The following is a 25,359-nucleotide window of genomic DNA, read 5'->3' on the forward strand; positions in this document are numbered from 1 at the left end:
CCCGGGTGTCTGTAGGAAAAACCCTACAAAATTCATTGATGAAACCGCCGCAGGCCCCCTGAACAAGGGAGCGGCGTAGAATGGTTACACCTGACATTGCTACCGGAGATCCAGATGGACAGCGCCAAGATCGGCCAATTTCTCAGCGACAAGTGGGACAACGACATCGTCCCGCAATTGGTCGATTACATCCGCATCCCCAACAAGTCGCCGATGTTCGACGCCAACTGGGTCGCCAACGGCTATATGGAACAGGCCGTAACCCTGATGGAGAGCTGGGCCAAGGCGCAGACCATCCCCGGCCTGCAGGTCGAGGTAGTTCGTCTGGAAGGCCGCACCCCGCTGCTGTTCCTGGAAATCCCGGCCACCGGCCCGGAAACCGGCGACGACACCGTGCTGCTCTACGGCCATCTGGACAAGCAGCCGGAAATGACCGGCTGGGACGAAGACCTGGGCCCGTGGAAGCCGGTGCTGCGTGGCGACAAGCTGTACGGCCGTGGCGGCGCCGATGATGGCTATGCCATCTTCGGCTCGCTGGCCGCCGTGCTGGCGCTACAGGAACAAGGCCTGCCGCACGCCCGCTGCGTGATCCTGATCGAAGCCTGTGAAGAGTCCGGCTCCTACGATCTGCCCGCCTATGTCGACCACCTGGCCGATCGCATCGGCCAGCCTTCGCTGGTGGTGTGCCTGGATTCGGGTTGCGCCAACTACGACCAGCTGTGGTGCACCACCTCGCTGCGTGGCCTGACCGGCGGCAACTTCACCGTCAAGGTGCTCAACGAAGGCGTGCACTCCGGCGATGCCTCCGGCGTGGTGCCGTCCAGCTTCCGCCTGCTGCGCCAGCTGCTGTCGCGCATCGAGGACGAGAACACCGGCCGCATCCTGCTCGACGGCCTGCACGTGGAAGTGCCGACCGAGCGTCTGGAGCAGGCCAAGCGTGCTGCCGACGTGGTCGATACCGCCATCTTCGACAAGTTCCCGCTGGTCGACGGCCTCAAGCCGATGAGCGATGAACTGACCGAGCTGGTACTCAACCGCACCTGGCGTCCGGCCCTGTCGGTGACCGGCATCGGCGGCATGCCGCCGCTGGAATCGGCCGGTAACGTGCTGCGCCCGGAAACCTCGGTGAAGCTGTCGCTGCGCCTGCCGCCGACCGCCAATGGCAAGGCCTGCGGCGAGCTGCTGAAGGAAGCCCTGCTGCGCGATCCGCCGAACGGCGCCCACGTCAGCCTGGATCTGGAAAAGGCCTCCACCGGCTGGAACGCCCCCGCGATGGCGTCGTGGCTGGAGCAGTCCATCGATGCCGCCAGCCAGGCCTTCTTCGGCAAGCCGGCGATGTACATGGGCGAAGGCGGCTCGATCCCGTTCATGGGCATGCTGGGCGAGAAGTTCCCGGGTGCGCAGTTCATGATCACCGGCGTGCTCGGCCCGCATTCCAATGCACACGGCCCGAACGAGTTCCTGCACATCCCGATGGGCAAGCGCGTCACCTCCTGCGTGTCCAAGGTGCTGTTCGACCACCACGCCGCCAGCCTGCGTGGCGAGACCAGCGGTTCGCCGGTGGCCGCCGACAGTGGCACCCGTCACGGCGGCCACGGCTGCTGCTGATCGGTCCGACGCGATTGGTCGGATGTTGATGGTTTGATGACGAACGCAGCCTGGCCTTGCTAGGCTGCGTTTTTCTTTGGCACGGACAAGAACATGAGCGGACTGTTTGGCAGCGACAGCTGGCTGTACATCATCCTGATCGGCTTCTTCGTAGGCCTGCTGGGTCGCTTCTTCATGCCCGGCAACAACCGCATGGGCTGCCTGCTGACCATCGTGCTCGGCGTGGCCGGTGCGGTGTTTGCTGGCTGGTTCGGCCGTGAGATGGGCTGGTATTCGGCAGGCCAGCCGGCTGGCTTCATTGGCTCCATCATCGGTGCGATCGCCCTGCTCGGCCTGTTGCGCCTGATCAGCGGCGGCAAGCGCTGACTCCATCCAACGGCGCCTGCGGGCGCCGCTTCACTTGTAGTGTCCATGAACGATCCCGCTTCCGATCCGCTGCGCACCGAACAACGCCTGCAATGGGCCACCGCCGCACTTGGCGATCCTGCCACCACGCTCGAGCGCGCATCGGTCGATGCTGGTTTTCGCAGCTATTGGCGCAGCACCAGCGCGCGCGGCAGCCACATCGTGATGGACTCACCGCCCGGGTTGGAAGATGTACGCCCCTGGCTGCGCATGCACGATCTGCTGGAAACAAGCAGCGTGCGCGTGCCGCAGGTGCTGGCGCGCGATGTCGACAATGGCTTCCTGCTGCTGGAAGACCTGGGCGGCCCTACCCTTGCCCGATTCATCACTGACGGCACTGCCGATGCATGGTTCGACGCCAGCTTCGCGCAGCTGATCCGCTTGCAATCGATTCCTGTGCCCGATGGCATGGGCGCGTTCGGCGAGGCGCTGCTGCAACGCGATGCCGGCCTGTTTGAAGAATGGTTCGTGCAACGCCACCTTGGCCTGACCTTGGACTGCGGCGAAAGCGAGCAGCTGCAGCTGGTGCAACGGCGCTTGATGGACAACGCCTTGAACCAGCCGCAGGTGCTGACCCACCGCGACTTCATGCCGCGCAACCTGATGCCGGTCGAAGGCGGCCCGGCGGTGCTGGATTTCCAGGACCTGGTCAGCGGACCGATTGCCTACGATCCGGCCAGCCTGTTCAAGGACGCCTTCCTGAGCTGGCCGCTGCAAAAAGTGGACGCCTGGCTTGCGCGCTATCACGCACAGGCACTGGCCGCTGGCCTGCCGGTACGGCCGTGGCCGCAGTTCCTGCGCGATGCCGACTGGATGGGCGTGCAGCGCCATCTGAAAATCCTCGGCATCTTCGTGCGCCTGCGCGACCGCGACGGCAAGGGGCATTACTTCGAGGACGCACCGCGTTTCATCCGCTATCTGGATGAAGTGCTGCCGCGCTATCCGGAACTGGCGCCGCTGCAGGAGCTGTTCGAGCGCCGCTTCAAGCCGGCGATGGCTGCCAAGGCGGCCGCATGAAGGCGCTGATCTTCGCCGCCGGACTAGGCGAGCGCATGCGCCCGCTTACTGACCACACACCCAAGCCATTGCTGACCGTGGCGGGTGTGCCGCTGATTGAATGGCATCTGCAGCGCTTGGCTGCACTGGGCGTCCGCGAGGTGGTGATCAACACCAGCTGGTTGGCCACGCAGTTCCCGGAAAAACTGGGCGATGGCAGTCGTTGGAACCTGCGCCTGCACTATCTCTACGAAGGCCCGGTGCCACTGGAAACCGGCGGTGGCATGCACAACGCACTGCCGCTGCTCGGCGACGCGCCGTTCCTGGCGGTCAACGGCGATATCTGGAGCGACTTTGATTTCGCCAGCTTGCCGCAGGAACCGAAGGGCAGCGCGCATCTGGTCATGGTCGACAATCCAGTGCAGCACCCGCGCGGCGATTTCATTCTGAATGCCGATGGTCTGCTGCACGACAACGGCGAACAAACGCGCCTGACCTTTGCCGGCATCGGCGTATATCGACCGCAGCTGCTGCAGGACTGGCAGACCGTGATTGGCAATGCCGATGGCAGCAAGGAAACACCGCCGCGCTTCAAGCTTGCCCCCTTGCTTCGCGCGGCGATGGCCAGCAACAGCATCAGCGGCCAGCATCACCAAGGCCGTTGGACCGACGTAGGCACGCCCGAGCGCCTGCAGCAGCTGGAAGCCGAGCTTGTAGGAGCGGCGTAAGCCGCGAAGCTGATGAAGGATCAGACACCAAAATGCCTGCATTTGCGGGCATTTTGTCTGCTGGTACGGCACAGGCTTCGCGGCTGACGCCGCTCCTACAAATGCTGGACTGATGCATTGTTTGTGGGAGCGGTGTAAATCGCGAAGCCGCTGAAGCCTCAGATACAAAAATGCCTGCAATCGCAGGCATTTTTCTTGCGGATAAGACATCTGCTTCGCGGCTCACGCCGCTCCCACAAAAAACCAGAAGCCCCCCCCTCAACCCGGCCCGTTCTCCAGCACCCGCTTCAAGAACGGCACGGTGATCCGCCGCTTTGCCGCAAGCGATTCGCGATCCAGCCGCTCCAGCAGGGTCACCAGTCCGCTCAGGTCACGGCCGGTGCGGGTCAGCAACCAGTCCAGCGTCGCCTCATCCATCACCAGGCCTCGGCGCACCGAACGTTCACGCAACACCGCACCACGGCCTTCGGCATCGAGCGGCTCCAGGGTGATGCGGCTGCATTGCGACAACCGTGAGCGCAGATCCGGCAGCACCAGCCCCAGACCATCCGGCGGCAGCCGCGAGGTATAGATCACGGTCACGTCAGCAGCACGCGCACGGTTATGGAACTCGAACAGCGTCACTTCCTGCTCGCGCCGCCCGGCTACGTATTCCAGCCCGTCCAGCGCCAGCACATCGTGCCCTTCCAGCGCTTCCAATGCGTCCTGCAGGCGCGTACCCGCGGCCTGCAATGGCAGGTAGGCCGGTCGGCGCCCGGCCTGCAACGCGGCAGCACAGGTGGCCAAGGCCAGATGCGTCTTGCCGGTGGCACCGGCGCCAACCAGATAGATCCAGTCCTGGCTGCTGCCATTGGCAACGGCACGCAACTGCGGCAGCGCGCCTTCCGGCGCACCGATGAACGTTTCAAAGCGCTGGTCTGGCGGGTAACGCAAGGCCAGCGGTAACTGCGGCACACTCACTTAGGTTCTACATCCTTCGACACGATGCTCAGATCCGCCGGCACTTGAATGCTGCGCGGGTCCAACACAATCGTCGGCCCATGGCCGGCGTACAACTCACTTTGGCGATAACGCTGGTGCGCATAGCGCAACAAGACGTTGATCACCGCCGCCGCTGGCAAGGCCAACAGCATTCCCAGGAATCCAAACAACTGGCCACCGGCCATCACTGCAAAAATGACCGCGACCGGGTGCAGGCCAATTTTGTCACCGACGATGCGCGGCGTCAGCACATAGCTTTCCAGCAGCTGGCCGACGGTGAAGACAACACCAACCAACACCAGCAACTGCAGGTCCACGCCCTGTGATTGCACCAATGCCGCCAGCACCGCCATCACCACGCCGGTGGTCGCCCCCAGATAGGGGATGAAGCTGATCAAGCCAGCGACCAGGCCGATCAACAGGCCCAGGTTCAAGCCCACCAGAGTCAAGCCGGCTGCATACACCACACCCAATGCGATCATCACCACGATCTGGCCGCGAATGAAGGCACCCAGCACGTCGTTGGATTCACGCGCCAAGCGCGTAACCACTTCGATATGGTTGCGCGGGATCATCGATGCAACCCGCTCGACCAACTTGTCCCAGTCGCGCAGGAAGTAATAGGCCAGGATCGGCAGCAAGGCCAGGTTGATCACCCAAGCCACCATCGCAAAACCCGAGCGCGACACGTAGCCAAAGAACGTGGTCGCAACGCCGCCAGCCTGCTGCCAATGGCTGCGTACCCACTCGAACAGACGGCCCGGGTCGAGCCAGGCCATGATTTCCAGGCCGGTTTTCTGCTCGAGCCATGGGATCGCGGTGTTCATCAGCCAGTCCTGCCCTTGGGGCAAGGCGGCAACCAGGGTAATGATCTGGCGTTGGATCAAGGGCACCAGGATCAGCAGCGCCAAGGCCAGCAGCAGGATCATCAATACGAACACCAGCACCACCGCGGTATTGCGCGAACGGCCCCGGGCTTCCAGCCGGTCAACCAGTGGGTCACCCAGCCAGGCCAGCATCAATGCGACCACGAACGGGGTCAGCACCGGTGCCAGCAGCCACATCACCCACAGCCCGAAGGCGCTCAACACCACCCACTTGAGGCGGCGCAGGAACAGCGCGATTTCCATTTCCGCTGTATCAGTGCTCATCGAATGCGGTACTCCGCGCGGCGGCTGCCGCTGTTCTGATCCGTCGATGCATCCGCATCACCATCGTCCACCGCACCCACCGGCTGCAAGGCCGCATCACGGCCCAGCATGCGGTTGAAGCCGGACAGACCACTCATCAGCTCAACATCCAGTTCCAGCCGGTCGCCCGAGGCCTGGATCGGCATGATGGCCTTCACCACAGCCACGCTCTGTAAAGTAGCCGCCAGACGCAGATAGTCATCCGCGCTGCGGATGCCGCTGACCACGATCCGGTAAACACCCGCCGCGCCACCTACCGGTGCCTTGGCATAGCGCCGCACCAGCGCATCGGCGGCACCGTCGGCGCCAGCCATCATTGCCCGCCGTGCATCGGCGTCGTTGGCGGTCCATTTGGACAGCTCGCGGCCGTTGTCGACAAACACCCAGTCGGCAACCCAGCCGCCGCCCTTGCCGCGGTACAACTTGCCGATCAGCTGCATTGGCGGCGAATAGCGTGACGAGGCCCGCGCTACCGCGGCGGTGTCCTGGCGCCAGATCGCGCCGACCAAGGCCTGCTCAGCCGCGCCGCCGGCCGGCAGACCCAGCTTGAAGCCGCGCTCAACCGCCCGATCCAGCAAGGGCCGCGCCGCATTGGACTGCGGAACACCGACCAGACGCGGGCCACTGCCATCGTCGATCGCCAGCCACACCACCGGCTTCGGGCGCGGCTGCGGCCACACCGGCAAGCCCAGCGCGGCTACCAGCCCGTCGACGTCATCCTGGCGGAAGCGTGCCACCAGCATGGTGCGGAAGCTCGGCGCGCCACTGGCGCTGACGCTTTGGTCCTGCCGGTAGTCGTAACTCTCGACCATGTCCTTGGCGCTGCGCAGGGCCTGCGCCACGCCCGGCCGCGCCAGCGCGCTGCGGTCACCGGACAGCTTGGCCAGCACCGCGCCCAGCGCGCGCGCCAGCCCGCCGTTGCGATCGGCCTCGCTTTGGCTGTTGACCGGTACCTCGGCCTCATAGGCACTGCTGGCGCCGGCCACGTCCCCTTCGGTACGCATGCCGGACGACTGCGCCTGCACCAGTGAAACAGGCAGGCAGAGCGCCAGAAACAGGATTGTGACCAGGCTGCGGCGCATTGAAATTTCCATTGCTCGACGATTCCGGAGGGAATTGTTGCCCGAATGGGGCCTTCACGCCAACGTGGCCTGTTAAAATCGACCGTTCACCCCGCCAGTGCAGCCGCCAGTGACCAGCCCCTCGACCTCTGCCAACTCCCCCCTGACCTACCGTGACGCCGGTGTCGACATCGACGCAGGCAACGAACTGGTCGAGCGCATCAAGCCGCTGGTAAAGCGCAGCTTCCGCCCGGAGGTGATGGGCGGACTGGGTGGCTTTGGCGCCCTGTTCGACCTCTCCAACAAGTACCGCGAGCCGGTCCTGGTGTCCGGCACCGACGGCGTCGGCACCAAGCTGAAGCTGGCACAACAGCTCGGCCGCCACGACACGATCGGCATCGATCTGGTCGCCATGTGCGTCAACGACGTGCTGGTACAGGGCGCTGAGCCCCTGTTCTTCCTGGATTATTTCGCCACCGGCAAGCTCGACATCGACACCGCCGCGGCCGTTGTCGGCGGCATCGCCAATGGCTGCACCGAGGCCGGTTGCGCGCTGATCGGCGGCGAAACCGCCGAAATGCCCGACATGTACGCCCCGGGCGAGTACGACCTGGCCGGCTTCACCGTCGCCGGCGTCGAAAAGAGCGAGCTGAAGGACGGCTCGGCCGTTGCCCTCGGCGACGTGCTGATCGGCATTGCCTCCTCCGGCCCGCACTCCAACGGTTATTCGCTGGTCCGCCGCATTTATGAACGTGCCGGCAGCCCGGCCGACCTGGTGCTGGAGAACGGCGTCAAGCTGGTCGATGCGCTGATGGCGCCGACCCGCCTGTACGTCAAGCCGATCCTGTCGCTGCTCAAGACCCATGGCGCAGCCGTGCACGGTATGGCCCACGTCACCGGCGGCGGCCTGACCGAGAACATCATCCGCGTGGTACCGGAGGGCCTGGGCCTGACCATCGACGCCAGCAGCTGGCCGCTGCCGCCGGTGTTCCAGTGGCTGCAGCGCGAAGGCAATGTAGCCAACAGCGAGATGTGGCGCACCTTCAACTGCGGCATCGGCTTCGTGCTGCTGGTACCGGCCGACCAGGTCGCTGCCATCAACGCCACGCTGGATACGCTGGAACTGGCGCATTGGCAGATTGGTGAAGTGGTGGCTGAAAACGGCGCCGAACGCGTCCACATCGGCTGAGCCAACGACTACATGACAGCCGCCAAGAAGGCCGCCTTCATCGGCGTGCTTGTTGTATTAGCGCTTACCTGGATCAAACCGCTATGGCCTGTGGAACAGGCCCTGCACAGCTCGCTGACCGTGCTCGGCGTGCTGGCGCTGTGGTGGGTGGATCGCCGCTGGCCCTTGGGCAGCGGCGCATTCGCGGCGATCTGCGGCTTCATCATCCTGCACAGCATCGGCGCTCGCTGGCTGTATTCCAATATTCCCTATGACCAATGGGCGCAGGCCCTGTTTGGCTGGTCGCCGAACGCTGCGTTCGGCTGGGAACGCAATCACTTCGATCGCCTGATCCACCTGCTGTACGGCATCTGCTTCACCCCGGCACTGACCCAGTTGGCCCGCCATGGCTGGCCGGCGCTGCGTCTGGGCCAGGCGTTCACGCTGGCGGTGATGACCATCATGTGCTCCAGCCTGGCCTACGAATGGCTGGAATGGGGCATTGCCCTGGCCCTGTCCCCCGAAGCCGCCGAGGCCTATAACGGCCAGCAGGGCGACATCTGGGACGCGCATGCCGACATGCTGCTGGCCACCCTTGGCAGTCTGGCGATATGGCCGCTGCTGCGGAAATCCCGCGCATGAGTCCCCTGCCCCGTCTCGCCGTGCTTGCCTCCGGGCGTGGCAGCAACCTGCAATGCCTGCAGGAGGCGATTGCCACCGGTCAGCTGGATGCACAGATCGTCGGTGTGTTCTCCGACAAGCCAACCGCCGCCGCGCTGGACAAGGTGCCACCCGCGCAGCGCTGGGCACGCTCACCCAGGGACTTCACCGACCGCGAGGCGTTTGACAGCGCGCTGGCCGACGCGGCGGCTGCATGCCAGCCGGACTGGATCATCTGCGCCGGCTATATGCGCATCCTCGGCGCTGGCTTCGTACAACGTTTCAGTGGCCGCCTGGTGAACATCCACCCCTCGCTGCTGCCCTTGCACAAGGGCCTGCACACCCACGCCCGCGCCATCGAGGCCGGCGATGCCGAGCACGGTGCCAGCGTGCACTTCGTCGTACCCGAACTGGATGCCGGCACGGTAATTGCCCAGGCGCGGGTTCCGGTGCTGGCTGACGACAGTGCTGAATCGCTAGCCAAGCGCGTGCTGGCGGTCGAGCATCCGCTGCTGCTGGCCAGCGTACAGTTGCTGGTGGCCGGCCGACTTGCTGAACGCGATGGCGTGATCCAATACGACGGTCAGTCCCTGTTTAGTCCATTGCGCCTAGATTCCGCCGGAACCCTTCGCCGCTGATCCGCACATGCTGCTGATGTGTGGTTTGGCAAGATCCCCCCCTTCTCCTGCCCTCGTCCTCACATGGCCATAGCGCTTTTCAAACCATTGGTTTTGACCGCACTGCTGGTATCGGCGGTCAGCCACGCCCAGGAAACGCCCGCCCCCGCCACGCCGACGCAAGCACCGGTAGCGCTGGCGCCGCCTGCGCTGGAGTGGACCCCGCCAGCATTGGAGCCCTTCGTTGCCACCTACCAAGCCTTCTATAAGGGCAAGGAAGCCGGCGATGCCACCATGCGCGTGGTCCATAACAACGACAGCCAGTGGCGGGTGGACATGGCGGTGCGCGGCAAGCGCGGCTTTGCCAGCATCCTCGGGCTGAACATTGAACAGAGCAACGTGTTCAACAACGAAGGCAGCGTTTACACGCCCTTGAGCCAGAGCACGATCAAGAAAGCCCTGTTCATGAGCAAGAAGGTCACCGGCGTCTACAACTGGCAGGCCGGTACCGCGCAGTGGCAGGGTGATCTGAAGGAAGAACGGCAGCAGCCGATTCCACTGCAGCGCGGCGACCAGAGCGCCTTGCTGTTGAACCTGTCACTGATGCGCGATGCGCGCCCAGGCCAGGCACTGCAGTATCGCTATGTCGACGTCGGCCGGGTGCGCCAGTATGAGTACCGTGCCGCCGACACCACCGAGAACGTGCAGGTGGGTGATCTCAGCTATGACGCCTTGCGGGTGTACCGCACCAATGGCGGCAACGATGAAACCATCCTGTGGATTGCCAACGGCGTACCCACGCCGGTGCGCATCCTGCAACGCAAAGACGGGCAGGACGAAATCGACCTGCGTCTGATCGAATATCAAGGAGCCTGAGCATGAAGCCTTCCCACCGCCCCCTGCGTTACCTCGTTGCCGCCGCGCTGATCGCGGCCAGCTTGCCGGCGTTGGCATTTGAGCCGTTCACCGCCAATTACCAGGCAAGCTACATGGGCATGCAGGCCAATGGCGTGATGTCGGTAGTTCCTGCCGGCAACAACCAGTGGCGCTACAGCCTGCAGATCAAGAACCCGATGGCGGAACTGAGCCAAGCCACAGTGTTCGACGAACAGGGCGGCAAACTGCGCCCGCTCAGCAGCCATGATCGCTCAGTCGTGCTGATCAAGCGCAAGCAGGTGGATGCGCGCTATGACTGGAACAGCAACCAGGCCACCTGGACCGGCGATGTGAAGCCCGAGCGCAGCGGCCCGATCCGCCTGCAGAACGGCGACATGGATGCACTGCTGATCAATCTGGCCATTGCCCGTGACGTCATCGCCGGCAAGCCACTGAGCTACCGCATGGTTGACGACGGCCGCATCAAGCCCATGACCTACCGGGTGATCGGCAAGGAAAACATGACCATCGGTGGCAAGCAGCAGGAAGCCACCAAGGTTTCGCGTGTGGACGGCAACAAGGAACAGATCGCCTGGATCGTCCCCGGCATGCCGGTACCGGCGCGCCTGCTGCAGCGCGAGAACGGCCAGGACGCACTGGACCTGACCATCAAGTCAATCCAATAAACCCGCGGTAAACGGTAGTGCCGAGCCATGCTCGGCATAAGCTTCGCCAGCAACGCATCAGCCCCACGATTTTGTAGGAGCGGTGCTGGGTGGCCTCGGGCCATAAGCCGCGAAGCCGCCCTTATTGAGACACCGGCGAACCCGCGATCTGATACATCATCAGCTTCGCGGCTTACACCGCTCCTACAAGGGCATCACCGGTAACGCCCCAGCCGAGCATGGCTCGGCATTACGGAACGCCAACAACGCCAAGGCTTACTTGGCCGCCGGCTGCTTGAACACAGTCCGGCAATCGCGGCGGAATTCTTCGCCGCTGCTGCGCCAGATGAAGCTGCGGCACTGGCGATCGCCCTCTTCGCTGTCCTTCACCTGCACCGCGTAGAACGCCTGCAGGAACTCATCGCGACTGACCTGGCCATCGCCATTCCAGTCCATCTGTTCCTTTTCTACGCCCTTCGTGATGGCCACGCCGCTGTACCAGCCCCAGCCCAACCAGGCCAGGGCCAGCAGCACCAGACCCAGCAGGGCCTTGCGACGCGGGGTGAAACGGCCCTTGAGGATCACGCGGTCCGCCGTACGTTGGCACCGAGCCCACTGAGCTTTTCCTCAATGTTTTCGTAGCCACGATCAAGGTGGTAAATGCGGTCGATGCTGGTCTCGTCAGCAGCCACCAGCCCGGCCAGGATCAGGCAGGCCGAAGCACGCAGGTCGGTGGCCATTACCGGCGCACCGCTGAGCTTGGCCACGCCACGCACAATCGCGGTATGGCCTTCGATCTGGATGTCAGCGCCCAGACGCAGCAGCTCGTTGACGTGCATGAAGCGGTTTTCAAAGATGGTTTCGGTGATCACACCGACACCATCGGCAACACAGTTCATTGCCATGAACTGGGCCTGCATGTCGGTCGGGAAGGCCGGGTGCGGCGCGGTGGTGATGTTCACCGCCTTCGGCCGCTTGCCATGCATGTCCAGGGTGATGCTGTCTTCGGTAGTGCTGATTTCAGCACCGGCCTCGGTCAGCTTCTGCAGCACCGCGTCCATCGTGTCCGGGCGCGCATTGCGCACCGTGACGCGGCCACCGGCCATCGCTGCGGCAACCAGGAAGGTGCCGGTTTCAATGCGGTCCGGCAGCACGGCGTGACGACCACCGTGCAGGCGTTCGACGCCTTCGACAACCAGACGCGAGGTACCAACACCTTCGATCTTGGCGCCCAGCGCAATCAGGCAATGCGCCAGATCAGCCACTTCCGGTTCCATCGCCGCGTTTTCCAGCACCGTTGTGCCGTCAGCCAGTACCGCTGCCATCAGCACGTTCTCGGTGCCGGTGACGCTGACCATGTCGAAGGTATAGCGGCCGCCCTTCAGGCGCCCGTCGACGTGGGCCTTGATGAAGCCGTTCTCAACACTGATTTCCGCACCCAGCGCCTGCAGGCCCTTGATGTGCTGGTCAACCGGGCGCGAGCCGATGGCGCAACCGCCCGGCAGCGACACTTCGGCCTTGCCGAACTTGGCCAGCAACGGACCCAGCACCAGGATCGAGGCACGCATGGTCTTGACCAGCTCATACGGCGCAATGTGCTGGTTGACGGTGCGCGGGTCCACCACCACTGCACTGCCGCGCGACAGCGTGCCCTGGTCGATGGTGACCTTGGCGCCCAGCTCGCCGAGCAGCTTCACGGTGGTGATCACGTCGTGCAGATGCGGCACGTTGGTGATTTCCACCGGCGCATCGGCCAGCAAGGTGGCGCACAGGATCGGCAGGACGGCGTTCTTGGCGCCGGAGATATGAACCTCACCGTTCAGCACATTGCCGCCGGTGACTACGATTTTTGCCATGGATTTAAGGCCGGTATAAGGAAAAGAGAGTGCGCCGGCTCAGCCGGCTTCACCCGGAGTAATGGTTTTCAGCGCCAGCGCGTGGATCGCACCGCCCATCAAGTCGCCCAGCGTCGCATACACCATGCGGTGGCGCGCCAACGGCATCTTGCCGGCAAATGCCTCACAGACCACCGTGGCCTCGAAGTGCACCCCATCGTCGCCCTGCACGTCGGCGCGGGCGCCCGGCAGGCCGGCTTCGATCAGATTTCGGATGGTCTCGGCGTCCAAAGCGCTTTCCTAATAAAATGAACCCCCATTCTACTCTCCGAGTGGCATCCGTATGGCTGCTTCCCCGCTTTCCCTGGATACATTGCGCGACACCGATCTGGTGGCCAGTGGTCACCGCGTGTTCGAGATCGAGCGCGACGAACTGGACCGGGTAGGCGGTCGCATCGGTGCGGAATTCGCCGCCGCCTGCCGGCTGGTACTGGCCTCGCGCGGCCGCGTGGTCACCACCGGCATGGGCAAATCCGGCCATATCGCGCGCAAGATCGCTGCCACCCTGGCCTCGACCGGCACGCCCTCGTTCTATGTGCACCCGGGCGAAGCCGGGCACGGCGATCTGGGCATGATCACCGAAGATGACGTGGTCTTGGCGCTGTCCTACTCCGGTGAATCCGACGAAGTACTAACCCTGCTGCCGGTGTTCAAACGCCAGGGCAACCCGTTGATTTCCATGACTGGCAGGCCGCAATCGAGCTTGGCGCTGGCCGCCGATGTGCATCTGGACGTGAACGTGGACCATGAGGCCTGCCCGTTGGCGCTGGCCCCGACCTCCAGCACCACTGCCTCGCTGGCAATGGGCGATGCGCTGGCCGTGGCCCTGCTGGATGCGCGCGGCTTCACCGCCGACGACTTCGCCCGTTCGCACCCGGCCGGCAGCCTCGGCCGGCGCCTGCTGCTGCATATCACCGACGTGATGCATGCCGGCGAAGATCTGCCCAGCGTCAGTGACGACGCCAGCCTCAGCCAGGCGCTGATGGAAATGAGCCGCAAGCGGCTCGGCATGACCGCCGTGGTCGATGCCCAGGGCAAGCTGGTCGGCCTGTTCACCGATGGCGACCTGCGCCGCGCACTGGACACCGATCTGGATGTCCGCACGGCCAGCATCGCCCAGGTGATGACCCGCAACCCGCGCACCATCGGCGCCGACCAACTGGCCGCCGAAGCCGCACGGCTGCTGGAAACCCACAAGATCAATGGTTTGATCGTGGTCGACCGCGACAATCACCCCGTCGGCGCCCTGAACATTCATGACCTGTTGCGGGCAAAAGTCGTCTAAACCCCGCACAATCAACGACCTCGGGCCAACACCCGACCTGCCGCAACGGATACTGCCTGCCAATGCCTTACTCGCCGCTCGCGCTTTTCCCCGCCAACCTGCACGCCACTGCCAGCGCCGTCCGCCTGGCCTGCTTTGACGTGGACGGCACCCTGACCGACGGTCGGCTTTTCTACGACCATGCCGGCAACGAGAGCAAGGCGTATTACGTGCAGGACGGGCTGGGCCTGAAGTTGCTGCAGCAGCACGGCATCCATCCGGTGTTGATCACCGCACGCAACAGCCTGTCGGCGCAGCGGCGCGGCGCCGACCTGGGCATCGACACCCAGATCGCGGTCGGCGACAAGCTGGCCAGCGTGCGTGCGTTGTGCGAGCAGCACGGCATCGGCCTGGACCAGGTCGCCTTCATGGGCGACGACCTGCCCGATCTGGCGCCACTGGGCGCGGTCGGCCTCGCAGTTGCACCAGCCGATGCGCATCCATGGATCGCCGAGCGCGTGCACTGGCAGACCCGTGCCCAAGGCGGGCGTGGCGCAGCGCGCGAATTGTGTGACGTCCTGCTGGCCGCGCAGGGCAAACTGGATGCAGTCCTGGCGAGGTTTTCCTGATGAGTTGGCGTTCGGTTCTTGGTATCGGCCTGCTGCTGGCCGCCCTGCTCAGCGGCTGGTCGGCTTGGCGCAATCGCGCCCATACCGTACCCACGGCCATTGAAGAAGGCAGTACCGATTTCACCTTGACCGACTTTGAGGTCATCAGCCTGGACAAGGACGGTCACGAATCGGTAACCCTGCGCGCACCGTTGATGGCGCGCAGCCGCGCCGACCAGACCTCGACCATCAGCAAGCCGTTGTTCCTGCTGCCTGACGCTGCCGGACAGCATTGGCAGCTGCGTGCAGATACCGGCTGGGTCAGCGCCAAGGGTGAGGAGCTGCGCCTGCGCGGCAATGTCGCCGGCGACAGCCCCGCCGATGGCAAGACCCCGCCCACCACCTTCCGTACCGACGCGCTGGATGTGCTCACCGAGCAGAACCTTGCGCGCACCGATGGCCGCGTTACCGTGACCCGCCCCGGGCTCACCCAGACCGGCGTTGGCTTCCAGACCAACCTGAAAACCAAACAGTATTCACTCCTTTCCCAGGTCAAGACCCGCTATGAACCCAATGCTGCCCGCTAAGCTCGCGTCGATCACGCTGCTCGCCGCCCTGCTCGCACCCGGTCTTGCGTGGTCCAAAGCATCGGATCGCAACCAGCCGATGACCATCGACTCCAACAACAATGACTGCAACTTCAGCGACAACGGCAAATGCCAGTTCAGCGGTAATGTGATCATTACCCAGGGCACGATGGAGATCCATGCCGACACCGCCGATGTGATCCGCAAAAACGGCGAAACCGAGCGCGTGATCCTCACCGGCAAGCAAGCCACGCTCAAGCAGCAGATGGATGACAACACCTGGATGAATGCCCGTGCCGACAACATGGACTACAACATCAACAGCGAAATCATCATCCTGACCGGCAACTACAAGGTTGAGTCCGAGCGTGGCACCAATGCCGGCCAGCGCATGGTCTACAACACCCGCAGCGGCGCGATGCAGAGCGGCGGTGATGGCACCCGCGTGCGCACCGTGATCCAACCCAAGAACAAGGCGCCGGCAGCGGCGGGAGATAGCAAGTAATGCTCGTTGCCCAAGGCCTGCGCAAGCGCTACAAGAACCGCGAAGTCGTCAAGGACTTCGGGCTGACCCTGGATGCCGGCGAAGTGGTCGGCGTGCTCGGCCCCAACGGCGCCGGTAAAACCACCTGCTTCTACATGATCGTCGGCCTGGTAGCCGCCGATGCCGGCAGCATCGTGCTGGACGGCAAGGACATCACCTCCGAGCCAATGTACGAGCGCGCCAAGCTCGGCGTGGGTTATCTGCCGCAGGAGCCGTCGGTATTCCGCAAGCTCAGCGTGGCCGACAACATCCGCCTGGTGCTGGAACTGCGCACCGACCTGGACAACGCCGGCCGTGAGCGCGAACTGTCCTCGCTGCTGGACGAACTGCAGATCAGCCACGTGGCCGATCAGACTGGCGCCAGCCTGTCCGGCGGCGAACGCCGCCGCTGCGAAATCGCCCGCGCACTGGCGGCAAAACCGCGCCTGATCCTGCTTGACGAACCGTTTGCCGGCGTCGACCCGATCTCGGTCGGCGAGATCCAGCGCATCGTGACCCACCTCAAGCAACGCGGCATTGGTGTGCTGATCACCGACCACAATGTGCGCGAAACCTTGGGAATCTGCGACCGGGCGTATATCCTCGCTGAAGGCAGCGTACTGGCGCAGGGGGCACCGGAAGACCTGCTTGCCAACACCGACGTGCGCCGTGTTTACCTCGGGGACGCTTTCACCCTCTGAGTCGCAGCGCCACGTCGTGCCCCTACCCGAACGGAACAGGCATGAAAGCTCGGCTGCAGACATCGATGGGACAAAGTCTGGTCATGACGCCGCAGTTGCGTCAGGCCATCCGTCTTCTGCAGATGTCCAGCACCGAGCTCGAGTTGGAACTGACCGAGGCAGTGGAAACCAATCCACTGCTGGAATGGGCCGACAACACCGAGGGTGGCGACAGCGACGACGCAGCCCCCAGTAGTTCCAACGACGAAACCCCGATTGATCCCGCACAAGGCGAAATCAACGCCGAGGGCGAAGATTGGGATGGCGGCGATGAAGATTGGAGCAGCGGTCGCTCCGGCTCGTTCGACGACGATGGCGACAGCGACGAACGCGAACAGGCCGAAGACGGCGACACGCTGGCTGATCACCTGCTGTGGCAGCTGCACCTGACCCATCTTGGTCCTTGTGATCGCGCCATTGGCGTAGCCCTGATCGATGCGCTGGATGAAGACGGCTATCTGCGCGAGCCCTTGTCGGCGATCGCGCAAACCCTGCTTCCGGAAATCCACGCCGACGAAGATGAGATCGTGGCGGTACTGCGCCAGATCCAGCGCTTTGACCCAGCCGGGGTAGGCGCACGCACGTTGGGCGAGTGCCTGCGCCTGCAGCTGGACATGCTGCCCTGCCAAACCCCTGCCCTCGCCTTGGCCGGACGCATCGCCGATGGCCCACTGGAGCGCCTGCCGCGCGCCGGCATCAGCGGTATTGCGCAGGAACTAAAACAGCCGGTTGCCGACGTCGAAGAAGCCGTGCAGCTGCTGCGCTCGCTCGACCCGCGCCCGGGCAAACAACTGGGACAGATGACCTCGGACACCTACGTAGTTCCCGATTGCGTGGTCTGGCGCCAGCGCGGCGTCTGGCGCTGCGCATTGGCTGGGCACGCCGGCCCCAAGGTGGTCATCAATCAAAGCTACGAACAACTGATCCGGCGCTGCGGCGATGCCGACGCCAGCTATCTGCGCGCACAGCTGCAGGAAGCACGCTGGTTGCTGAAAAGCCTGCAGGCCCGTGGCGAAACCCTGTTGCGGGTAGTCAGCAGCCTGCTGCATCACCAGGCCGGCTTCCTGGAATTCGGCGAACAGGCGCTGCGTCCGCTAACGCTGCGTGAAATCGCCGGCGAACTGGAACTGCACGAATCCACCATTTCGCGTGCCATCGCCCGCAAATACGTGCGTACCCCGCGCGGCACCCTGCCGCTGCGCGCCTTCTTTGCCTCCGGCATTGATACCGAAGGCGGCGGTGAGGCCTCCAGCACCGCGATCCAGTCGATGATCCGCAACCTGATCGATGCGGAAAACCCGCGCAAACCGCTTTCTGACGCCAAGCTGGCTGAGATGCTCAAAACCAGTGGCATACCGGTAGCGCGCCGCACCGTTGCGAAGTATCGTGAGGCCATGAACATCTGTGCCTCTCACGAACGCGTCCGCATCGCCTGAAGCAGTCGTTGAGCAGCGCAGGGTTCATCTAGGCAACCCCGAACCACAGGAGGAATCCGATGCGTATCGAGACGTATGGCCAGCAAGTTGAAGTCACGCCTGCCCTGAAGGAGTACGTGGAAACAAAGCTGGAGCGGCTGGGTCGGCACTTCGACCAGCACTGCGAAGTACGAGTCCAGTTGTCCACCCGCAAGCCTGACTACCTCGTCGTCGCCACGGTGAATTTACCCGGGCGCACCCTGCACGCCGATGCTGCAGAACCCACCATGTACGCAGCCATCGACGTGCTGGCCGACAAGCTCGACCGACTGGTCATAAAGCACAAGGAAAAGCATCTTCCCCACGCATCGCATGCTCTGCGCGACAATGGCTGATCTTTAACCCAGCCGTAAGCCCAACATGCCGTTGACCGACCTGATGGCGGCCGTGAGTACCCAGGTACTCGCGGTCGCTGATCGAGACAGCACCCTGATTGCCGCCTCACGCCTGCTTGCCTGTCGTGAGGCCGGTGCGGACAGCCTGTTTTTAAGCCTGCGCGAACGTGAAAACGTCGGCAGCACCGCCATTGGCCACGGCATCGCCATCCCGCACGGGCGTTCGGAGACACTGCAGGAGCCACGCGGCGCCCTGCTACGGCTGCAACAACCCGTTGATTTCGGCGGCGACGAACCAGTGGACCTGGTCTTTGCGATGGCCGTGCCCGCGCATTACACCCACCAACACCTGATGCTGCTATCGGAGCTGGCGGAGATTTTCTCCGATCCCGACATCCGCCACGCGCTGCGCATTGCCCCCGATGCGCAGACCCTCAGACACATCATCACCAACCCGCAACAGGCGCGTAGCGGATGAATACCAGCATCACCGCCCAGGAACTCTTCGACCATCAGCGCGAGAAACTCGATCTGCGCTGGGTCGCCGGCCATGCTGGTGCGCAACGTGAGCTGGAGGCCGGCAATACCGTCTCGCGGCGGCCCTCGCTGGCCGGCTACCTCAACACCATCTACCCCAATAAAGTGCAGATCCTCGGCACCGAGGAGCTGACCTGGCTGGATTCGCTGGACGCGCGTCAGCGCTGGGAAGTGATCGAGCGCATCATCCAGGCGCGGCCACTGGCACTGGTGATCACCAAAAGCCATGGCTGCCCGGAAGACCTGCGCTCGGCGGCCGATGAATCGCAGACCCCATTGTGGGTGTCGCCGCGACGCGGCCACGAACTGCTCAACCACCTCAGCTACCACCTGGCCCGCACGCTGGCGCCACGGGTAATCCTGCACGGCGTATTCATGGAGATCTACTCCATCGGCGTGCTGATCACCGGCGAGGCTGGCTCCGGCAAGAGCGAGCTGGCGCTGGAACTGCTGTCACGCGGCCACCGGCTGGTTGCCGATGACGCCCCCGAATTCACCCAGATCGCCCCGGACGTGCTCGACGGCACCTGCCCGGAGCTGCTGCAGGACCTGCTGGAGGTGCGCGGACTGGGCGTACTGAATGTGCGCCAGATGTTCGGTGACACGTCTGTAAAGAAGAACAAGTACCTTCGCCTCATCGTCCACCTGACCAAGCCGATGACCGAACCCAGCAGCTATGGCTATGAGCGCCTGACTGGCGACTCCGGCAAGCGTCACGTACTGGATCTGGACGTGCCGCTGATCACCTTGCCGGTGATGCCTGGGCGCAATTTGGCGGTGCTGACCGAGGCCGCCACCCGCCTGCATATCCTGCGGACAAAGGGCATCGACCCGGCGGCGATGTTCATCGCCCGCCATAGCAACCTGCTGGAGCAACGCAGTCCATGAACACCCCTGCATCGGTACTGAGCATCGTCAGCGGTTTGTCCGGCTCGGGCAAATCGGTGGCATTGAAGACCTTTGAAGACCTGGACTACTACTGCTCGGACAACATCCCGGTAAGTCTGCTGCCGGAATTCGTACGCGGGGTACTCGGCGAACGCGATGAGAACCGCCCACAGCGGCTGGTGGTCGGTATCGACGTGCGCGGCCGCAGCGATCTCAGCCAGTTGGCTACCTGGCGCAAGACCGCGCTGGATTACGGCATCGAGGCGCGTCTGCTGTTCTTCGAAGCCGACGACGACACCTTACTGGCCCGCTACGCCGACACCCGCCGCCGCCACCCGTTGAGCCACCTGGGCCTGTCGCTGCCGGAAGCGATTGCCCGCGAGCGCGAACTGACCGCGCCGCTGCGCCGCGAAGCCGACGCCGTCATCGACACCACCCGCCTCAACGTGCACCAGCTGCGGCGCCGGGTAGTGACCGAGTTTGCGCTCAGCCACGAAAGCAAACTGTCGCTGCTGTTCGAGTCCTTCGCCTACAAGCGTGGCGTGCCGGCCGAAGCAGACTTCGTCTTCGACGCGCGGGTGCTACCCAATCCGCATTGGGACCCGGAGCTGCGCTCGCTGACCGGGCGCGACCGCGAGGTTCGCGAGTATCTGGATGCCCAACCCGACGTGGTGCGTTACGTCACCCAGCTGCAGGACCTGCTCGACACCTGGCTGCCCAAGCTGGGCAGCGAGACCCGCAGCTACGTCACCGTGGCCTTTGGCTGCACCGGCGGCAAACACCGCTCGGTCTACCTGGCCGAACGGCTGGCCCGGCATGCCCGCGAGCAGGGTTGGCAGGACGTAGCCACCTTCCATCGCGAACAGGATTGATGGGCCGCATATGCAATCACCGTGCATGTACTGAATGGCACACAGAAGACAGTTTTAAGCGCTATCGCGGACTTGCCCTGACCTGTTAACGTTCAGGGATGACCTGCGGCATTCTCCTAGTTACTCATACCGGTGTCGGCACTTCCCTGCTGGAAGTGACGACCGCCTTGTTGCGGCAACTGCCGCTGAAAACAGAAGCGTTCGAAGTGCCGTTCGACGCCGACCTGGATGCCCTGCTGCCCGCCGCCTCGGCGGCGATGCGCAGGGTGGAAGGCGATGGCGGCGTGTTGATACTGACCGATCTGTACGGTGCCAGCCCCAGCAATCTTGCCGGCAAGCTGGCCCGCTTGGGCACCCCAACCCGGCGTGTATCGGGATTGAGCTTGGCGATGTTGCTGCGGGTAATGAACTATCCGGAACAGGGATTGGACCAACTGCCCGCCACTGCGGCGGCGGGCGCTCGCAATGGAGTCATCACCGACGATGCTTGAAAAAGAACTCATGGTTTCCAACCGGCTGGGGCTGCACGCCCGGGCCACCGCCAAACTGGTGCAGGTGCTGTCTGCCTTCCGCTCCAACGCCACGCTTGTGGCCAAGGGCCGCGAGGTCAACGCCAAAAGCATCATGGGCGTGATGTTGCTGGCCGCCGCCCAAGGCACACCGGTAACGGTGCGGGTGGATGGCGAAGACGAAGCTGCCGCACTGGAGGCAGTTGCCGCACTGTTCGAGCGTCGTTTCGACGAGGACAGCTGATGTCGCAGGCCGCGCGCACTGCTGCAGCCATTGTGTGGAGCCGGCAGCGGTGACCCGTTTACTGGGCCTGCCCGCCTCCCGTGGCAGCGCGCTCGGCCGCGCCCGCGTGCGCCTGCCGCATGTGCAGGACATTGGTGAAAAGCGAGTTGCGGCTTCTGCGGTGGAACACGAGCTGGAACGCCTGCACCGCGCCACCGATGCCGCACGCCAGGAAATGCGCGAACTGCGCACCCGCCTGCAAGGTGCATTGCCGTCCGAAGTGGGCGAGTTCCTCGACCTGCACGCGATGCTGCTGGACGACCCCGAGCTGCTGACCGCACTGGATGAACTGGTGCGCAGCAAGCGCTACAGCGCCAGCCATGCCCTGCGCGTGCAGCGCGATCGCCTGGCACAGGTTTTCGAGGGCATGGAAGACGCCTATCTGAAAAGCCGGATGGATGACCTGGACCATGTGATCGGCCGCATCCAGTCCTTCCTGCACAAGCGCACCACCACCATGAAGGGGCTGGCCGGCGAGATCCTGGTCTGCGAGAACGTCGCACCCTCTGAGCTGGCCCAACTGCAAGCGCAAGGCGTGGTCGGCATCGTCAGCAGTGCCGGCAGCGTGCTCTCGCACAGCGCCATCCTTGCCCGCAGCCTGCATATGCCACTGGTAGTGGCTGCCAATGCAGTACTGCAGAAAGTCAGCGATGGCGACGTACTGATCCTTGACGGTGGCAGCGGCGAGATCGTGGTTGATCCGGGCCCGGACGACCTGCGCCAATACCGCCTGCGCCAGCGTGAACTGGCCCGTGAACAACGCGAGCTCGGCCGTTTGCGAGCCAAGCCCACCCGCACCCTCGATGGCGCGGAGATCACCCTGCTGGCCAATGCCGAATCGCATGACGACGTGGCCCAGGCGCACGCACTGGGTGCCCGTGGCCTGGGCCTGTACCGCACCGAATTCCTGTTCATGCAGCGCAACCAGCTGCCTGACGAAGAAGAACAGTTCCACGTCTACCGCGACACCGTACTTGGCATGAGTGGCCGCCCGGTCACCATCCGCACCCTGGACCTGGGCGCGGACAAGGCCGACCGCACCGGGCTGGTACTCAGCAGCGAAGAAAACCCGGCATTGGGCCTGCGCGGCGTGCGCCTGTCACTGGCCAGGCCCAAGGTGTCCGACACCCAGCTGCGGGCCATCCTGCGCGCCTCCGGCTACGGCCCGCTGCGCATCCTGGTGCCGATGCTGACCACCCGTGAGGAAATCATGGCGGTACGGCGGCGCTTGTCGCGGCTGGCCGCGATCCTGCGTAATGACGGCCATGAGGTGGCGGAAAACATCCCGGTCGGGGCGATGATCGAAGTGCCGGCAGCGGCCATCGCACTGGAGACCTTCATCGACCAGGTCGACTTCCTGTCGATCGGCACCAACGATCTGGTCCAGTACCTGCTGGCCGCCGACCGCAACAACGACGCTGTGGCCGAGTTGTACTCGCCGCTGCATCCAGCAGTGCTGCGGCTGCTGTGGCAGGTGATTGAAACCGCACAACGGCATGACACGCCGGTGGCGGTGTGCGGTGAAATGGCAGGTGACGCGCAGATGACAGCCCTGCTGCTAGCCTTGGGGCTGACAGAGTTCAGTCTGCACCCGGCCACCTTGCTGGAAGTGCGACGCGCCATCCGTGAGGTGAACCTGGGCGAATTGCGGCTGCAGGCCCCGCAATTGTTGGCTGCACGCGACCGCCGCGGCATTGAACGCTGGATCACCAGCATCGCCGGAAACTGATTTCGGTAGCGGCGGTTATATGCAAGCCCGCGCGTCGCGCGTGATAATGGCGGGCTAAACACCGCCGTTGGCGCCCAGCCGCCACGGACAGCGGCCATCACCATACCGGGAGCTGCGCATGGCTGAAGCCGTACGCCACGACAAGACCGCACGCCAGCTGCGCCTGCTTTCCGATGCATTGGACAGCGGCCGGCTAGGACCGGTGCGTCGCCTGGTCAACACCCTGTCCCCGGCCGAGATCGGCAACCTGCTCGAATCGCTGCCGCCGGGTAAGCGCGAGGTGGTGTGGGGCCTGGTCGATGCCGAGGACGATGGCGAGGTACTGGTGCATGTCGGCGAAGACGTGCGCGAAAGCCTGCTGGCGGACATGGACGCGGACGAAATCATCGCCGCGGTCGAAGACCTGGACATCGACGATCTTGCCGATCTGGTCGAAGACCTGCCCGATACCGTCATCGACGAAGTACTCAAGTCGATGGACCGCGAGAACCGCGAGCGGCTCGAGCAGGTGCTGTCCTACCCGGAAGACACCGCCGGCCGTTTGATGAACCCGGACGTGGTCACCGTGCGCGCCGATGTCAACGTCGATGTAGTGCTGCGCTACCTGCGCCTGCGCGGCGAACTGCCCGACCACACCGATCACCTGTTCGTGGTCAGCCGTCGCCACCAGTATCTGGGCCGGCTGTCGCTGGCCTCGCTGGTCACCCACGAGGACACCACCCCGATCAACCGCCTGATCGACGACGAACAGCCAGCCATCGACGTGGGCGAAAGCGCCGACGAAGTGGCCCGCCAGTTCTCCGATCATGACTGGGTGTCGGCACCGGTGGTGGATGACAACAACATCCTGATCGGCCGCATCACCATCGATGACGTGGTCGACATCATCCGTGGCCAGGCCGATCACCAGGCCTTGGGTGCGGCCGGTCTGGACGAGGACGAGGACCTGTTCAGCCCGGTCTGGCGCGCCATGCGCCGGCGCCTGATGTGGCTGTCGGTGAACCTCTGCACCGCCTTCCTCGCCTCCAGCGTGGTCGGCCATTTCGAAGGCACCATCGACAAGCTGGTAGCGCTGGCGGTGCTGATGCCGATCGTCGCCGGCCTTGGCGGCAATGCGGGTACGCAGGTGCTGGCGCTGATGATCCGCGGCCTGGCACTGGGTCAGGTGGGAGCCTCCAATGCCCGCACCTTGTTGTGGAAAGAGCTACGCGTGGCCTTGCTCAACGGCGTGGTGCTGGGCACCGTGCTCGGCCTGATCGTATTGGCGTGGTTCCATATGCCCGGGCTGTCGCTGGTGATCGGCATCGCGCTGACCTTCAACCTATTGTTTGCAGCATCTGCAGGCGTATTGGTGCCATTGACGCTGAAGCGACTCGGCTTCGACCCGGCGCTGGCGAGCGGCATCTTCCTGACAGCAGTCACCGACTCGATGGGCTTCTTCACCTTCCTCGGCCTGGCCACGCTGGTGCTGCTGCACTGATTGCGGCCGCTGGCCCGTAGAACCGTAGCCCGGGTAAGCACAGCGCACCCGGGCTACACTTCACAGCCCCAGATTCCGGCCTTACCCATGACCATCACTGTCAGCGACTACTACCAAACCGGCTGGCGCGAAGACGAGCACAACTGCCCCGCCTGTGAATGGAAAGGCAGCTCACGGCAGATGGAAATGGAACTGCACGACGAGCAGACCGAATACGCCTGCCCCGAATGCGAGTACCCGCTACTGGTAGTGCAACACCCGGACTTGGCCCAGATGCAGGCCGCCGCCGCAGCCGGTAATGACGAAGCGCAGCAGCAGCTGGCAATCCTGGCGATGGCACCGCGCGGCTAGCCACATCCCAATGTGGGAGCACCGTAGTGCCGAGCCAAGCTCGGCAGGAGCTTCACCCGCAATGTCGACTCGCCTGTAGGAGCGGCGTAAGCCGCGAAGCTGGTTATGCCTGAAATGCCTAAAAGCCAACCCCTCCCCAACCCTCCCCTCCGCCTTCGGCGCAAAGGAGGGAGCGTAGTGCCGAGCCATGCTCGGCAGAGGCTTTCCCGGTAACGCCCAGCCGAGCATGGCTTGTATGTTCCTCCCGGCTCCTACGAGGTATGTAGGAGCCAGGGTGGAGGGACCGTCAACATGATATCTGCGGATACCAGCCGACAGACGAGCCGAG

General features: G+C 64.1%; 30 protein-coding genes. 24 read left to right on the forward strand and 6 right to left on the reverse strand.

The features are described 5' to 3' along the window. The first annotated feature begins 114 nt into the window (after positions 1-114). The 4 genes from ACVOMB_RS15380 (at position 115) to murU (ending at position 3,737) form a co-directional block, all read left to right on the forward strand. Positions 115-1,608, forward strand: coding sequence for a M20 family metallopeptidase (locus ACVOMB_RS15380; RefSeq protein WP_481531974.1), 1,494 nt, complete (start codon positions 115-117; stop codon positions 1,606-1,608). A gap of 93 nt (positions 1,609-1,701) precedes the next feature. Continuing rightward, the gene (locus ACVOMB_RS15385; RefSeq protein WP_481531975.1) at positions 1,702-1,974 is read left to right on the forward strand and encodes a GlsB/YeaQ/YmgE family stress response membrane protein; all 273 of its coding nucleotides are present in this window, start codon (positions 1,702-1,704) and stop codon (positions 1,972-1,974) included. A 45-nt stretch (positions 1,975-2,019) separates the two neighbouring features. Further along, entirely contained in the window at positions 2,020-3,030 is a 1,011-nt protein-coding gene (locus ACVOMB_RS15390; protein WP_481531976.1) for an aminoglycoside phosphotransferase family protein, read from the forward strand. Then, positions 3,027-3,737 carry an N-acetylmuramate alpha-1-phosphate uridylyltransferase MurU gene (murU, locus tag ACVOMB_RS15395; RefSeq protein ID WP_481531977.1) on the forward strand — a complete coding sequence of 237 codons (711 nt, stop codon included), beginning with the start codon at positions 3,027-3,029 and terminating at the stop codon, positions 3,735-3,737. Before ACVOMB_RS15390 ends, murU begins: the two co-directional genes overlap by 4 nt. Positions 3,738-3,995: 258 nt before the next feature. On the opposite strand, the gene hda is transcribed toward murU, so the two are convergent. Genes hda through ACVOMB_RS15410 form a run of 3 tightly spaced genes read right to left on the reverse strand, consistent with a single transcriptional unit; the run spans position 3,996 to position 7,002 of the window. After that, positions 3,996-4,697, reverse strand: a complete 702-nt coding sequence (gene hda, locus ACVOMB_RS15400; protein WP_481516402.1) for a DnaA regulatory inactivator Hda — start codon at positions 4,695-4,697, stop codon at positions 3,996-3,998. Further along, positions 4,694-5,869 (reverse strand): AI-2E family transporter, encoded by a 1,176-nt coding sequence (locus ACVOMB_RS15405; protein WP_481531978.1) that lies wholly within the window; start codon positions 5,867-5,869, stop codon positions 4,694-4,696. The genes hda and ACVOMB_RS15405 overlap by 4 nt, the downstream gene beginning before the upstream one ends. Then, positions 5,866-7,002 (reverse strand): DUF2066 domain-containing protein, encoded by a 1,137-nt coding sequence (locus ACVOMB_RS15410; RefSeq protein WP_481531979.1) that lies wholly within the window; start codon positions 7,000-7,002, stop codon positions 5,866-5,868. The genes ACVOMB_RS15405 and ACVOMB_RS15410 overlap by 4 nt, the downstream gene beginning before the upstream one ends. Positions 7,003-7,099: 97 nt before the next feature. Here ACVOMB_RS15410 and purM point away from each other — a divergent pair, with 97 nt between their 5' ends. The 5 genes from purM (at position 7,100) to ACVOMB_RS15435 (ending at position 10,976) form a co-directional block, all read left to right on the forward strand. Continuing rightward, positions 7,100-8,158 (forward strand): phosphoribosylformylglycinamidine cyclo-ligase, encoded by a 1,059-nt coding sequence (gene purM / locus ACVOMB_RS15415; RefSeq protein ID WP_481531980.1) that lies wholly within the window; start codon positions 7,100-7,102, stop codon positions 8,156-8,158. 12 nt (positions 8,159-8,170) lie between these two features. Further along, a complete protein-coding gene (locus ACVOMB_RS15420; RefSeq protein ID WP_481531981.1) occupies positions 8,171-8,779 on the forward strand; it encodes a DUF2238 domain-containing protein in 609 nt (202 codons plus the stop codon). Beyond that, entirely contained in the window at positions 8,776-9,435 is a 660-nt protein-coding gene (gene purN, locus ACVOMB_RS15425) for a phosphoribosylglycinamide formyltransferase (protein WP_481531982.1), read from the forward strand. The genes ACVOMB_RS15420 and purN overlap by 4 nt, the downstream gene beginning before the upstream one ends. Positions 9,436-9,498: 63 nt before the next feature. Beyond that, a complete protein-coding gene (locus ACVOMB_RS15430; protein ID WP_481531983.1) occupies positions 9,499-10,290 on the forward strand; it encodes a DUF3108 domain-containing protein in 792 nt (263 codons plus the stop codon). Positions 10,291-10,292: 2 nt separating this feature from the next. Beyond that, entirely contained in the window at positions 10,293-10,976 is a 684-nt protein-coding gene (locus tag ACVOMB_RS15435) for a DUF3108 domain-containing protein (RefSeq protein WP_481531984.1), read from the forward strand. Between the two features lie 255 nt (positions 10,977-11,231). On the opposite strand, the gene ACVOMB_RS15440 is transcribed toward ACVOMB_RS15435, so the two are convergent. From ACVOMB_RS15440 to ACVOMB_RS15450, 3 genes are read right to left on the reverse strand one after another with little or no spacing between them, the layout of a single operon-like run. Further along, complete coding sequence (locus ACVOMB_RS15440) at positions 11,232-11,540, reverse strand: EF-hand domain-containing protein (RefSeq protein ID WP_481531985.1); 309 nt, start codon at positions 11,538-11,540, stop codon at positions 11,232-11,234. Beyond that, positions 11,537-12,811: a UDP-N-acetylglucosamine 1-carboxyvinyltransferase gene (murA, locus tag ACVOMB_RS15445; RefSeq protein WP_481531986.1), complete on the reverse strand. Its 1,275-nt coding sequence runs from the start codon at positions 12,809-12,811 to the stop codon at positions 11,537-11,539. The genes ACVOMB_RS15440 and murA overlap by 4 nt, the downstream gene beginning before the upstream one ends. A gap of 39 nt (positions 12,812-12,850) precedes the next feature. Further along, the gene (locus ACVOMB_RS15450; RefSeq protein WP_296251001.1) at positions 12,851-13,081 is read right to left on the reverse strand and encodes a BolA family protein; all 231 of its coding nucleotides are present in this window, start codon (positions 13,079-13,081) and stop codon (positions 12,851-12,853) included. A gap of 52 nt (positions 13,082-13,133) precedes the next feature. Between ACVOMB_RS15450 and ACVOMB_RS15455 the strand changes: the two genes are divergently transcribed. The 15 genes from ACVOMB_RS15455 to ACVOMB_RS15525 all read left to right on the forward strand — a co-directional run bounded on the left by ACVOMB_RS15455 (position 13,134) and on the right by ACVOMB_RS15525 (position 25,031). Further along, on the forward strand, positions 13,134-14,135 hold the full coding sequence (locus ACVOMB_RS15455) for a KpsF/GutQ family sugar-phosphate isomerase (RefSeq protein ID WP_481531987.1): 1,002 nt from the start codon (positions 13,134-13,136) through the stop codon (positions 14,133-14,135). A 62-nt stretch (positions 14,136-14,197) separates the two neighbouring features. Continuing rightward, the gene (locus ACVOMB_RS15460) at positions 14,198-14,743 is read left to right on the forward strand and encodes a KdsC family phosphatase (RefSeq protein ID WP_481531988.1); all 546 of its coding nucleotides are present in this window, start codon (positions 14,198-14,200) and stop codon (positions 14,741-14,743) included. After that, the gene (gene lptC, locus ACVOMB_RS15465; protein WP_481531989.1) at positions 14,743-15,309 is read left to right on the forward strand and encodes an LPS export ABC transporter periplasmic protein LptC; all 567 of its coding nucleotides are present in this window, start codon (positions 14,743-14,745) and stop codon (positions 15,307-15,309) included. The genes ACVOMB_RS15460 and lptC overlap by 1 nt, the downstream gene beginning before the upstream one ends. Next, positions 15,296-15,814: a lipopolysaccharide transport periplasmic protein LptA gene (gene lptA / locus ACVOMB_RS15470; RefSeq protein ID WP_481511444.1), complete on the forward strand. Its 519-nt coding sequence runs from the start codon at positions 15,296-15,298 to the stop codon at positions 15,812-15,814. The genes lptC and lptA overlap by 14 nt, the downstream gene beginning before the upstream one ends. Next, positions 15,814-16,533, forward strand: a complete 720-nt coding sequence (gene lptB, locus ACVOMB_RS15475; protein ID WP_481509317.1) for an LPS export ABC transporter ATP-binding protein — start codon at positions 15,814-15,816, stop codon at positions 16,531-16,533. The genes lptA and lptB overlap by 1 nt, the downstream gene beginning before the upstream one ends. A 41-nt stretch (positions 16,534-16,574) precedes the next feature. Next, positions 16,575-18,008, forward strand: a complete 1,434-nt coding sequence (locus ACVOMB_RS15480; protein ID WP_481531990.1) for an RNA polymerase factor sigma-54 — start codon at positions 16,575-16,577, stop codon at positions 18,006-18,008. 59 nt (positions 18,009-18,067) lie between these two features. Next, on the forward strand, positions 18,068-18,382 hold the full coding sequence (gene hpf / locus ACVOMB_RS15485; protein WP_282267862.1) for a ribosome hibernation-promoting factor, HPF/YfiA family: 315 nt from the start codon (positions 18,068-18,070) through the stop codon (positions 18,380-18,382). 25 nt (positions 18,383-18,407) lie between these two features. Continuing rightward, the gene (locus ACVOMB_RS15490) at positions 18,408-18,860 is read left to right on the forward strand and encodes a PTS sugar transporter subunit IIA (protein WP_481531991.1); all 453 of its coding nucleotides are present in this window, start codon (positions 18,408-18,410) and stop codon (positions 18,858-18,860) included. Further along, positions 18,857-19,807 (forward strand): HPr(Ser) kinase/phosphatase, encoded by a 951-nt coding sequence (gene hprK, locus ACVOMB_RS15495; RefSeq protein WP_481509320.1) that lies wholly within the window; start codon positions 18,857-18,859, stop codon positions 19,805-19,807. The genes ACVOMB_RS15490 and hprK overlap by 4 nt, the downstream gene beginning before the upstream one ends. Continuing rightward, entirely contained in the window at positions 19,804-20,679 is an 876-nt protein-coding gene (gene rapZ, locus ACVOMB_RS15500; RefSeq protein WP_481531992.1) for an RNase adapter RapZ, read from the forward strand. Before hprK ends, rapZ begins: the two co-directional genes overlap by 4 nt. Positions 20,680-20,777: 98 nt before the next feature. Then, positions 20,778-21,170 (forward strand): PTS sugar transporter subunit IIA, encoded by a 393-nt coding sequence (locus tag ACVOMB_RS15505; RefSeq protein WP_481531993.1) that lies wholly within the window; start codon positions 20,778-20,780, stop codon positions 21,168-21,170. After that, positions 21,163-21,432: an HPr family phosphocarrier protein gene (locus tag ACVOMB_RS15510; RefSeq protein ID WP_481511450.1), complete on the forward strand. Its 270-nt coding sequence runs from the start codon at positions 21,163-21,165 to the stop codon at positions 21,430-21,432. Before ACVOMB_RS15505 ends, ACVOMB_RS15510 begins: the two co-directional genes overlap by 8 nt. Before the next feature lie 49 nt (positions 21,433-21,481). Then, positions 21,482-23,200: a phosphoenolpyruvate--protein phosphotransferase gene (gene ptsP, locus ACVOMB_RS15515; protein WP_481531994.1), complete on the forward strand. Its 1,719-nt coding sequence runs from the start codon at positions 21,482-21,484 to the stop codon at positions 23,198-23,200. Positions 23,201-23,318: 118 nt separating this feature from the next. Continuing rightward, positions 23,319-24,680, forward strand: a complete 1,362-nt coding sequence (gene mgtE / locus ACVOMB_RS15520) for a magnesium transporter (RefSeq protein ID WP_481531995.1) — start codon at positions 23,319-23,321, stop codon at positions 24,678-24,680. An 87-nt stretch (positions 24,681-24,767) separates the two neighbouring features. Next, a complete protein-coding gene (locus ACVOMB_RS15525) occupies positions 24,768-25,031 on the forward strand; it encodes a hypothetical protein (protein WP_481531996.1) in 264 nt (87 codons plus the stop codon). Positions 25,032-25,359 lie beyond the last annotated feature (328 nt).

The organism is Stenotrophomonas sp. STEN018, assembly GCF_056760235.1.

Coding starts and splice junctions, on each gene's coding strand:
- ACVOMB_RS15420 (WP_481531981.1), top strand. CDS start 8,171: ATGACAGCCGCCAAGAAGGCCGCCTTCATCGGCGTGCTTGTTGTATTA.
- ACVOMB_RS15525 (WP_481531996.1), top strand. CDS start 24,768: ATGACCATCACTGTCAGCGACTACTACCAAACCGGCTGGCGCGAAGAC.
- ACVOMB_RS15480 (WP_481531990.1), top strand. CDS start 16,575: ATGAAAGCTCGGCTGCAGACATCGATGGGACAAAGTCTGGTCATGACG.
- lptB (WP_481509317.1), top strand. CDS start 15,814: ATGCTCGTTGCCCAAGGCCTGCGCAAGCGCTACAAGAACCGCGAAGTC.
- purN (WP_481531982.1), top strand. CDS start 8,776: ATGAGTCCCCTGCCCCGTCTCGCCGTGCTTGCCTCCGGGCGTGGCAGC.
- hpf (WP_282267862.1), top strand. CDS start 18,068: ATGCGTATCGAGACGTATGGCCAGCAAGTTGAAGTCACGCCTGCCCTG.
- murU (WP_481531977.1), top strand. CDS start 3,027: ATGAAGGCGCTGATCTTCGCCGCCGGACTAGGCGAGCGCATGCGCCCG.
- ACVOMB_RS15510 (WP_481511450.1), top strand. CDS start 21,163: ATGCTTGAAAAAGAACTCATGGTTTCCAACCGGCTGGGGCTGCACGCC.
- rapZ (WP_481531992.1), top strand. CDS start 19,804: ATGAACACCCCTGCATCGGTACTGAGCATCGTCAGCGGTTTGTCCGGC.
- lptC (WP_481531989.1), top strand. CDS start 14,743: ATGAGTTGGCGTTCGGTTCTTGGTATCGGCCTGCTGCTGGCCGCCCTG.
- ACVOMB_RS15380 (WP_481531974.1), top strand. CDS start 115: ATGGACAGCGCCAAGATCGGCCAATTTCTCAGCGACAAGTGGGACAAC.
- ACVOMB_RS15385 (WP_481531975.1), top strand. CDS start 1,702: ATGAGCGGACTGTTTGGCAGCGACAGCTGGCTGTACATCATCCTGATC.
- ACVOMB_RS15405 (WP_481531978.1), bottom strand. CDS start 5,869: ATGAGCACTGATACAGCGGAAATGGAAATCGCGCTGTTCCTGCGCCGC.
- mgtE (WP_481531995.1), top strand. CDS start 23,319: ATGGCTGAAGCCGTACGCCACGACAAGACCGCACGCCAGCTGCGCCTG.
- ACVOMB_RS15435 (WP_481531984.1), top strand. CDS start 10,293: ATGAAGCCTTCCCACCGCCCCCTGCGTTACCTCGTTGCCGCCGCGCTG.
- ACVOMB_RS15390 (WP_481531976.1), top strand. CDS start 2,020: ATGAACGATCCCGCTTCCGATCCGCTGCGCACCGAACAACGCCTGCAA.
- murA (WP_481531986.1), bottom strand. CDS start 12,811: ATGGCAAAAATCGTAGTCACCGGCGGCAATGTGCTGAACGGTGAGGTT.
- ACVOMB_RS15455 (WP_481531987.1), top strand. CDS start 13,134: ATGGCTGCTTCCCCGCTTTCCCTGGATACATTGCGCGACACCGATCTG.
- hprK (WP_481509320.1), top strand. CDS start 18,857: ATGAATACCAGCATCACCGCCCAGGAACTCTTCGACCATCAGCGCGAG.
- ACVOMB_RS15460 (WP_481531988.1), top strand. CDS start 14,198: ATGCCTTACTCGCCGCTCGCGCTTTTCCCCGCCAACCTGCACGCCACT.
- lptA (WP_481511444.1), top strand. CDS start 15,296: ATGCTGCCCGCTAAGCTCGCGTCGATCACGCTGCTCGCCGCCCTGCTC.
- ACVOMB_RS15505 (WP_481531993.1), top strand. CDS start 20,778: ATGACCTGCGGCATTCTCCTAGTTACTCATACCGGTGTCGGCACTTCC.
- ACVOMB_RS15430 (WP_481531983.1), top strand. CDS start 9,499: ATGGCCATAGCGCTTTTCAAACCATTGGTTTTGACCGCACTGCTGGTA.
- ACVOMB_RS15410 (WP_481531979.1), bottom strand. CDS start 7,002: ATGGAAATTTCAATGCGCCGCAGCCTGGTCACAATCCTGTTTCTGGCG.
- ACVOMB_RS15490 (WP_481531991.1), top strand. CDS start 18,408: ATGCCGTTGACCGACCTGATGGCGGCCGTGAGTACCCAGGTACTCGCG.